Below are 8,153 nucleotides of genomic sequence, written 5' to 3'. Positions count from 1 at the left end.
GTGCCCCTCGACGTCTGCGTCGAGACCATGCGCCAGACCGGCCATGACATGAGCGCGAAATACAAGGAAACCTCGACCGGCGGCCTCGCCGTCAACCTGCCGGAGTGCTGAGGCCCGCCACGCGGGGTCTCTCGCGTCGTGCGCCCGGCGAGAGAACCCGCCGATCAGGGGCGTCGCGGCGCGCTGTCTCGAAAGACCCGGCGACCCGTCGCAAACGTCCTATGGCATCGGACGGACACCGGGTAGGACGACGGGCAAGGGTCCTTCCTTCGGGAAGTCACGGCCGCGGGGACGGGGGGCTTTGACGTAGCGACCGGTTTTCAACGCCACGCCAATGCCTTGCCGCCTAGAATTCATGTCCCGTGGATAGGGCGCCGAAGCAGGGCGGCGTGGCACCGCCGGTCGGAAACCCCTTGCAGATCGCGACCGGCGGACTCGCCGTCAACTTTCCGGAGTGCTGAAAATGTCGGAAACCTCCTTCATCCTCACCCTGACCAGCGACCCGCTGCCGGGGATCATCGCCGCCGTCTCCACGGCCGTCGCCGAGCTCGGCGGAAACATCACCGAGGCCAACCAGCACTGGGACCGCCCGGCCGACCGCTTCTTCCTGCGCGTCGCCTTCGTCGGCCCCGAGGGCCTGACCGTCGCCGCCATCGAGCAGGCGCTCGCCCCCACCGCCGCCAGGCTCGCCCTCGACCTCAGGATCGTCGACGCCGCGCGACCGCCGAAGATCATCGCCATGGTCTCGAAGTTCGACCACGCGCTCCTGCATCTTCTCTACCAGATCCGCGTCGGCTGGCTCTCGGCCGAGGTCGTCGCCATCGTCTCGAACCACGAGGATGCCAGGCGCATCGCCGACCACGAGGGCATCCGCTTCGTCCACCTGCCGGTGACGCCCGACACCAAGCCCGGGCAGGAGGCCGCGCTCCTCGCCCTCGTCGACGAGACCGCGGCAGAGCTCGTCATCCTCGCCCGCTACATGCAGGTCCTCTCCGACGATCTCACCGCCAGGCTCTCCGGTCGGGCGATCAACATCCATCACTCGTTCCTGCCGGCCTTCAAGGGCGCCAACCCCTACAAGCAGGCCTATACCCGGGGCGTGAAGCTGATCGGCGCCACCTCGCATTATGTCACCGCCGACCTCGACGAGGGTCCGATCATCGAGCAGGACGTCGCCCGCATCAGCCACGCCGACAGCGCCGAGGACCTCGTCGCCATCGGCCGCGACACCGAGGCCCGCGTCCTCGCCCGCGCGGTCAAGAGCCATCTCGAGCGCCGCGTCCTCCTCAGCGGCGGCCGCACCGTCGTGTTCGCGAAATAGGAAACTCCGAAAGGACGCCGGGGCCGGTCCACAGGTTCCGACCCCGGCCGCGTCAGCCTTCCCGTCCCGCCCGCATCTCCTGCCAGCGGATGACGGCGGTGGCCCCGAGCCAGGCGAAGGGCCGGGACGGAAGGCGTTTCGGCCGCGGCTGGCCCATGCAGCGCGTCAAGTCGTCGGAGCCGCGGCCCGTGGCGAGGTCGGCGGCGACGCGGTCGAGAGAGGCCGCGGCCTCCCGACCCGGAACGCGGGCGAGGGCGGCGGCGAGGGCGGCGTCGACGAAGCGCTGGAGCGCGGGGTCGCGGGTCATGGGGTCTCCTTTGCCGGGTGGAGGGTCGCGGACTTCTCGAGCGCGGCGGCGAGGCCGGCGGCGACGACGGTGTCGAAGCCGGCGGCGCGCATCGCCAGGATCGCGGCGGCGGTGACGCCGCGATAGTCGACGAAGGCCGCCACGGTGTCGGCGGGGTCCTCGCCGGTCTTCTCGAAGAGGCGGCCAGTGCCGATCAGGATGCCGACGGCGGCGCGGCGGGCAACGTCGGCGGCGATGCCGCGGGCGACCGCGTCGCGGATGAGCGCGGTGGCGAGGAGCGCGGGATAGGCGGGGCCAGTGCCGGAGTGGCCGGTCAGGTAGTCGATGTCGGCCTCGCGCGGCACCTCGTCGCCGGTGCCGCAGGCGTCGACGAGGCGGCGGACCGTGGCGCGGTCGGCTTTGGTGACGGCGGGGGTGGCGCACCACGGCGTGTAGGAGGCGCCGACGTCGGCGGCGGCGTTCGGCAGGGCGCGGACCACTCGGTCCGTGCCGGTGCGCTCGGCGATGTCGGCGAGGGGGATGCCGGCCATCACCGAGATGACGAGCTTGCTCGGGGCGGCAAGGGTGATCGCGCTCCAGTCCGGCGGGCGGACGGAGAGGACGACGACGTCCGAGGTATCGGTGAGCGCCTGATTGTCGTGGGTCCAGGTGGCGCCGGGGAGCCAGTCGGGAGGCGTGCCGCGGCAGGAAAGCGTGAGCCGCTCCGGCGGCAGGCCGGAGGCGACGAGCCGCCGGGCGAGGGCGCCGCCGATCCAGCCGTTGCCGCCGACGATGCCTAATCTTGGGTCGATGCGGGGGTCCATGGCCGGGCCTTTCGCTTCACGAACTCAACCGATGGATCAAAGCGTGGTGCGTATCAATGACTTCACCCGATCGATAGCGGCCGGTCCGGACGCTCTCGACGATCACGCGCGCCGCTTCTCGGCCGATGAGGTCTCCGGACGGACGCACGGTCGTGAGCGATGGGTTGCAGACCCCGGCGAATTCCAGATCGCCAAAGCCGACGATGGCGAGCCGCTCGGGAATGGCGATGCCGCGACGCTGGCACTCGAAGATCGCGCCAAGGGCCATGTGATCGTTGGAACAGGCGATGCCCTCGACGCCAGGGGTCTCGTCGAGGGCGCGGGCGAGGAGGAAACCGCCCACCTCGACCCCCGCCGCCCCCGGATGCTCGACGATTTCCGCCTCGGCTCCCGCCGCTCGCGCCGCCGCCAGAAAGCCCTCCGCCCGGCTGCGCGCCCGATGGTCCGCATGGAGACGAGCGCCGAGAAAGCGGAGCCGTCCGCGCCCGCGCGCGGCAAGATGCGCGGCGACGGTGCGGCCGACGGTCACATGGTCGAAACCGACAGCGCTGTCGATCGGTTGTGATCCGAGCTCCCAGAGTTCGACCACCGGCACGGATGCGCCGCGCAGAAGTCGGCGGGTCGCATCCGAGTGATGAAGACCCGTCAGGACGATCGCCGCGGACTTCCGGGAGAGGGCCGTGCGCACCAGTGCTTCTTCCTCATCGGGATCGTATTCGGTGTGACCGAGCAGGACGTTCAGCCGCTCGCGCTTCAGCTCGTCCAGAACCGCATCGTCGATCTTCTTCGCCATGGTCCACACTGTCCTTTTCTCTCAGCATGGACCGGCTGACCCGTACACAGAAGATCGGACACTCTCGTTCATGGCGATCAACGCCTCGCTGCTGCCGATCTATCCCGACCTCTGCAAGAATCCGGAGGTGACCGCCGCCGTGCCGTGGTTCGCCGATGCCCTCGCGACGGTCGAGACCGCGAAGCCCCGGCCGGTGCCCCCGCGCTACAACGAGGTCAGCGACGTGGTGCGCACCACCGTCAACGCGGTGCTCGCGGGCAGCATGACGCCCGAGGCGGGCGCCGACCTCATCCAGGCCCGGCTCGCGCGCGTCCCGGACCCAGAGACCGTCACCCCCGGAGACCCCGAGATGATCACCCGACCCGTTGCCGAGGCGCCGGCCGCCTCCGAGAGAAAGCCCCCGCGCTGGGTGGCGATCCTCGACCCGAGCGAGAAGGTCCTCGGCGCGATGCTGCTCGCGCCCGCGGCGCTCCTGCTCGCGCTCATCATCGTCTACCCGGTCGGCCGGCTGCTCTGGACGAGCCTGCTCAACCTGTCGCTGACCTCGGGCCTGCCGGCGGAGTTCATCGGCCTCGAGAACTTCTGGCTGATGTGGGACGATCCGGTATTCTGGGACCGGTATTCTGGGAGACGACCCGCAACACGCTGCTCATCACCATCATCACCGTTCCCGGCGCGCTCGTCGTCGGCATGGCGCTGGCGCTGATGGCCAACCTGCCATTCCGGCACAAATGGGTGGTGCGGCTGTCGCTCCTCATTCCCTGGGCGCTGCCGCTGGCCTTCGCCGGCCTGATCTTCGCCTGGTTCTTCCATTCGGAATACGGCGTCGTCAACGACGTGCTGCGCCGCCTGGGGATGGCGCCGGTGATCTGGTTCAACTCGCCGGCCTGGGCCTTCACGGCGATCTGCCTGACGATCGTCTGGAAGACCTCGTCGTTCATGGCGCTCATCATCCTCGCCGGGCTGCAGACCATCCCCCGCTCGCTCTACGAGGCGGCGGATGTCGACGGGGCGGGGCGGCTGCGGCAGTTCGTCGAGATCACCCTGCCGCTCCTGAAACCCGCCATCGTCGTCGCGTTGATCTTCCGCACCATCACCTCGCTGCAGACCTTCGACATTCCCTATACCATGACCGGGGGCGGACCGGGCACGTCGACGACGACGCTCGCGATGTACATCCACCAGAACACGGTCTCCTTCCTCGACCTCGGATACGGCTCGGCGCTCGCCGTCGTGATGTTCGTGATCTCGATGTGCGTGACCGTGGTCTATCTCCGCATGATCCGCGCCAAGGGGTAACGCCATGACGACGCTCGCCGCTTCGCTTCCTCGTGGCGCTGCTCCTCCTGGTGAACGGCTTCTTTCCCGCGCTCTGGATCCTCTTCACCTCGCTCAAGACCGAGGGCGAGCTGACCCAGAAGCCGATCACCTGGCTGCCGGCGGATCCGACGCTGCAGAACTACGCGCAGGCCTTCACCGACCAGCCGCTCCTGACCTTCCTCTTCAACTCCTTCGCGGTGGCCCTGCTCTCGACCGCGCTGACGCTCTTCATCGCCACGCTCGCGGGCTATGCCCTGGCCCGGCTGAACCTGCGGTTTCGCGACCTGATCCTGGCCGCCATCATCGCCGTCTCGACCTTTCCGCTGGTCACGCTGCTGGTGCCGCTCTTCGAGATCATGCGCGCCCTCGGGCTTCTCAACACCTGGACGGCGCTGGTGCTGACCGGCTTCGCCTTCGGCCTTGTCGTCATGGGCGGCGTCGGGCTGACCGGCGCCTTGCCGCTGCCGGAGGCGGCGGTGGCGGTCAGCTTCCTCGTCCTTGTCAACGCGGCGCAGGTGCTGGCGCGGGGCTGGCGCGACATCGGCCGGCGCGAGCTCGGCCTGATGCTCGTCGGCAGCCTGCCGCTCCTCGCCGTCGGCTACTGGCTGCTCGAATGGCTGGCCGGCGGCAATCTTCTCACCCTGCAACTCCTGCTCGGCATCGTCATCGTCGTTTCCGCCTTCCAGCTTCTCGGGCAGGGTGGCGAGCGGCCGCTGCGCTCCCCGGACGCGAGCTTCTTGGTTTTCGGCGCGCTCGCCGGCCTGATGGGCGGGCTGTTCTCCACGGCCGGGCCGCCGGTCGTCTACCACACCTTCACCGGCTCGACCGGAGTTGGCCGCTGGCTGATGCGCGAGGCCGCCGACACGGTGACCCGCCTCACCCGCGGGACCGGCAGGGCGCATGTGTGCCGGGCGGCGCTGGAGGCGATGTGCTACCAGACCCGCGACGTGGTCGCGGCGATGGAGCGCGAGTCGGGCATAAGGCTGCGCGAGCTTCGCGCCGACGGCGGCGCCGCCATCAACGGCTGGCTCATGCAGTTCCAGGCCGACATCCTCGGCGTTCCGGTCGAGGTGCCGCGCATCACCGAAACCACGGCCCTCGGCGCCGCCTTCCTCGCCGGACTCGCCACCGGCTTCTGGCAGAGCCGCGCCGAGATCGACGCGACATGGAAGCTCGCCCGCCGCTATGATCCGGTGGCCGCGTCGCCGGCCACGGATCGCCTCTATGCGCGGTGGCAGAGCGCGGTGGCCCGGGCGCGGGAATGGGCGCTTGAAGAGGCGGAAGGCTGAAACGATGACAATCGACGGACACATGGACCGCGAGGCCTATCTCGCCCGCCTCCGGAGCAGCCCGGAATTCTGGGACATCATCGTGGTCGGTGGCGGCGCCACCGGCCTCGGCACCGCGCTGGAGGCGGTCAGCCGCGGCTATCGCACGCTGCTTCTCGAACAGGACGACTTCGCCAAGGCGACGTCGAGCCGCTCGACCAAGCTGGTGCATGGCGGCGTGCGCTACCTCCAGCAGGGCAATGTCTCGCTGGTGATGGAGGCGCTGCGCGAGCGCGGGCGCCTGCTCGCCAACGCCCCGCATGTCGCGCACAACCTGCCATTCGTCGTCCCGATCTACGACTGGTGGGAGGGGCCGTTCTACGGCGTCGGCATGAAGCTCTACGACCTGCTCGCCGGCAAGCTCGGCCTCGGGCCGTCCAAACTGCTCTCCCGCGAGGAGACCCTCGCGCGGCTCCCCAACATCGAGGCCAAGGGCCTGCGCAACGGTGTCATCTATCACGACGGCCAGTTCGACGACGCCCGCCTCGCGATCTGCCTCGCGCGAACGATCGCCGACAAGGGTGGCGTGCCGCTCAACCATGTCCGCGTCACCGAGCTCCGAAAGCGCGGCGGCAACGTCGTCGGCGTGCGCGCGTGCGATGTCGAGACCGGCGAGGCGTTCGAGCTTGACGCGCGTGTCGTCGTGAACGCCACCGGCATCTTCTCCGACGACGTCCGGCAGATGGACGATCCGGCCGAGGAGCGCCTGATCGCCCCGAGCCAGGGGGTGCATCTGGTGCTCGACGGCTCGTTCCTCGCCGGAGACAGCGCGATCATGGTTCCGAAGACCGCCGACGGGCGGGTGCTCTTCGCCGTTCCCTGGCACGGCCGCACCATCGTCGGGACGACCGACACCGAGATCGACGACACGCCGCTCGAGCCGCGCGCCCGCGAGGAGGAGATTGCCTTCCTGCTCGAACACGCCGCGATCTACCTCGACCGTGATCCGAAGCGCGAGGACGTGCTCAGCGTCTATTGCGGGGTGCGGCCGCTGGTGCGGACCGCCGGCGACAAGGGCACGGCCGCCCTGGCCCGCGACCACGTGCTGATGATCTCGAAGTCGAACCTCGTGACCATCACCGGCGGCAAGTGGACCACCTACCGCAAGATGGCGGAGGACGCGGTCGACACGGCGGCGCTGGTCGCCGGTCTCGATGAGCGGCCGTCGGAGACGGCGACCATGCGCCTCCACGGATGGTTGAAGCATCCGGTCGAAACCGATGGCCTCCTGTCGCTTTACGGCTCGGACGCGCCCGCGGTGCGCCGGACGATGCGCGAGCGACCCGGCTGGGACCAGCTCCTGCACCCGCGCCTGCCGTATTTCGCCGGCGAGGTCGCCTGGGCCGCGCGCAACGAGATGGCATGGACCGTCGAGGACGTCCTGGCCCGGCGCACCCGGGCGCTGCTCCTCGACGCCCGCGCCAGCATCGAGGCGGCACCGGCGGTCGCCGCGATCCTCGCCGAAGAGCTCGGTCGAGACGCCGCATGGCAACAGCGGCAACTCGATGACTACCGGACCGTCGCGGAAGGCTATGTGCTTTCATGACCGGGATCGGCGGGCCATCCAACGCCACAGAGGCATCCGCCACTCCCAGACTATCTGAATAATTCCTTTAAGATCAGTTGATTATGTGCCGATATAAGAGTACCGCCTGAGAGGCAAAAGGGGTCTATCCTGGGCGCTGACCCGCACCGGCCGGCAGGAATATTTCCAGAACCCTCCTCTTGCCGCCCCGGCGCGCGACCCGGTCGATGGCGCGGGCGGCGGGCGAGGCGTTGTTCGGGATCCGGGCCGATCGCGACCGTGCGCGACGCCACCCGCGGGCGACCGACTTCCGGATCACCGGCTTCCGCTCGGACCCGGCCAGCGTCTTCCTCCGCGTCGGCCAGAAGGACCTCGGCGTCCTGTCGCAGCTGATCCGGCTCATGTTCCAGCGAATGTTCGCGGTCCCGCGGGAAACCGACCGCGCCGAGGAGGGTCGCTTCGACGTGCTCTTCCTGCTCGACGAGTTCACCTCGCTCGGCAAGATGCGGGAGACGGGGCGGGCGATCCCCACCGTGCGCGCTTCCGGCGCGCATCTCATGCGGAAGGGCTTTGGCCTTGGACCAGAGCCCGAGAGAAATTCCGGAGGAGAAGCAGACGGGGTGACCGGGGTCACCCCGTCTCGGGCGATCAGCCCATCGTGGGCATGACGAATTCGGCCTCGGCGCGCATGCCGGTCGGCCAGCGGGTGGTGATGGTCTTCAGGCGGGTGTAGAAGCGCACGCCCTCGGGCCCGTG

The 8,153-nt window shown here is 69.4% G+C and carries 10 protein-coding genes; 7 read left to right on the top strand and 3 right to left on the bottom strand.

The genetic code is table 11. The annotated features are described in order from the left end of the window. Nucleotides 1-111, top strand: a 111-nt coding sequence (locus KBA23_RS14460; protein ID WP_290742221.1) for an L-serine ammonia-lyase, iron-sulfur-dependent, subunit alpha, incomplete at its 5' end; no start/stop codon positions are given. A gap of 352 nt (nucleotides 112-463) precedes the next feature. Next, the gene (gene purU / locus KBA23_RS14455; RefSeq protein WP_290742217.1) at nucleotides 464-1,321 is read left to right on the top strand and encodes a formyltetrahydrofolate deformylase; all 858 of its coding nucleotides are present in this window, start codon (nucleotides 464-466) and stop codon (nucleotides 1,319-1,321) included. Nucleotides 1,322-1,373: 52 nt separating this feature from the next. Here the strand turns inward: purU and KBA23_RS14450 are convergent, their stop codons facing one another. The 3 genes from KBA23_RS14450 to KBA23_RS14440 are packed head-to-tail and all read right to left on the bottom strand — an operon-like array spanning nucleotide 1,374 to nucleotide 3,224. Beyond that, entirely contained in the window at nucleotides 1,374-1,628 is a 255-nt protein-coding gene (locus tag KBA23_RS14450) for a hypothetical protein (RefSeq protein WP_290742215.1), read from the bottom strand. Then, entirely contained in the window at nucleotides 1,625-2,431 is an 807-nt protein-coding gene (locus KBA23_RS14445) for a pyrroline-5-carboxylate reductase dimerization domain-containing protein (RefSeq protein WP_290742212.1), read from the bottom strand. Before KBA23_RS14445 ends, KBA23_RS14450 begins: the two co-directional genes overlap by 4 nt. Before the next feature lie 16 nt (nucleotides 2,432-2,447). After that, nucleotides 2,448-3,224 carry a substrate-binding domain-containing protein gene (locus KBA23_RS14440; protein ID WP_290742209.1) on the bottom strand — a complete coding sequence of 259 codons (777 nt, stop codon included), beginning with the start codon at nucleotides 3,222-3,224 and terminating at the stop codon, nucleotides 2,448-2,450. Nucleotides 3,225-3,294: 70 nt separating this feature from the next. Between KBA23_RS14440 and KBA23_RS14435 the strand changes: the two genes are divergently transcribed. From KBA23_RS14435 to KBA23_RS14415, 5 genes are all read left to right on the top strand, one after another. After that, nucleotides 3,295-3,930 (top strand): hypothetical protein, encoded by a 636-nt coding sequence (locus tag KBA23_RS14435; protein ID WP_290742206.1) that lies wholly within the window; start codon nucleotides 3,295-3,297, stop codon nucleotides 3,928-3,930. Next, a complete protein-coding gene (locus KBA23_RS14430; RefSeq protein WP_290742204.1) occupies nucleotides 3,930-4,523 on the top strand; it encodes a carbohydrate ABC transporter permease in 594 nt (197 codons plus the stop codon). Before KBA23_RS14435 ends, KBA23_RS14430 begins: the two co-directional genes overlap by 1 nt. Before the next feature lie 32 nt (nucleotides 4,524-4,555). Then, the gene (locus KBA23_RS14425) at nucleotides 4,556-5,833 is read left to right on the top strand and encodes a TSUP family transporter (RefSeq protein WP_290742202.1); all 1,278 of its coding nucleotides are present in this window, start codon (nucleotides 4,556-4,558) and stop codon (nucleotides 5,831-5,833) included. 4 nt (nucleotides 5,834-5,837) lie between these two features. After that, on the top strand, nucleotides 5,838-7,418 hold the full coding sequence (locus KBA23_RS14420; protein WP_290742198.1) for a glycerol-3-phosphate dehydrogenase/oxidase: 1,581 nt from the start codon (nucleotides 5,838-5,840) through the stop codon (nucleotides 7,416-7,418). A 206-nt stretch (nucleotides 7,419-7,624) separates the two neighbouring features. Then, nucleotides 7,625-8,065 (top strand): type IV secretory system conjugative DNA transfer family protein, encoded by a 441-nt coding sequence (locus KBA23_RS14415; protein ID WP_290742195.1) that lies wholly within the window; start codon nucleotides 7,625-7,627, stop codon nucleotides 8,063-8,065. The last annotated feature ends 88 nt before the right edge of the window (nucleotides 8,066-8,153 follow it).

Source organism: Amaricoccus sp. (assembly GCF_017995835.1).
In the GTDB taxonomy this organism is placed as follows: Bacteria; Pseudomonadota; Alphaproteobacteria; order Rhodobacterales; family Rhodobacteraceae; genus Amaricoccus.
This window is presented reverse-complemented; position numbering and strand designations above follow the sequence as displayed.

What these genes read in the sequence shown, in the direction of transcription:
- KBA23_RS14435 (WP_290742206.1), top strand. Translation starts at nt 3,295, where the DNA reads ATGGCGATCAACGCCTCGCTGCTGCCGATCTATCCCGACCTCTGCAAG.
- KBA23_RS14420 (WP_290742198.1), top strand. Translation starts at nt 5,838, where the DNA reads ATGACAATCGACGGACACATGGACCGCGAGGCCTATCTCGCCCGCCTC.
- KBA23_RS14445 (WP_290742212.1), bottom strand. Translation starts at nt 2,431, where the DNA reads ATGGACCCCCGCATCGACCCAAGATTAGGCATCGTCGGCGGCAACGGC.
- purU (WP_290742217.1), top strand. Translation starts at nt 464, where the DNA reads ATGTCGGAAACCTCCTTCATCCTCACCCTGACCAGCGACCCGCTGCCG.
- KBA23_RS14450 (WP_290742215.1), bottom strand. Translation starts at nt 1,628, where the DNA reads ATGACCCGCGACCCCGCGCTCCAGCGCTTCGTCGACGCCGCCCTCGCC.
- KBA23_RS14415 (WP_290742195.1), top strand. Translation starts at nt 7,625, where the DNA reads ATGGCGCGGGCGGCGGGCGAGGCGTTGTTCGGGATCCGGGCCGATCGC.
- KBA23_RS14430 (WP_290742204.1), top strand. Translation starts at nt 3,930, where the DNA reads ATGGCCAACCTGCCATTCCGGCACAAATGGGTGGTGCGGCTGTCGCTC.
- KBA23_RS14440 (WP_290742209.1), bottom strand. Translation starts at nt 3,224, where the DNA reads ATGGCGAAGAAGATCGACGATGCGGTTCTGGACGAGCTGAAGCGCGAG.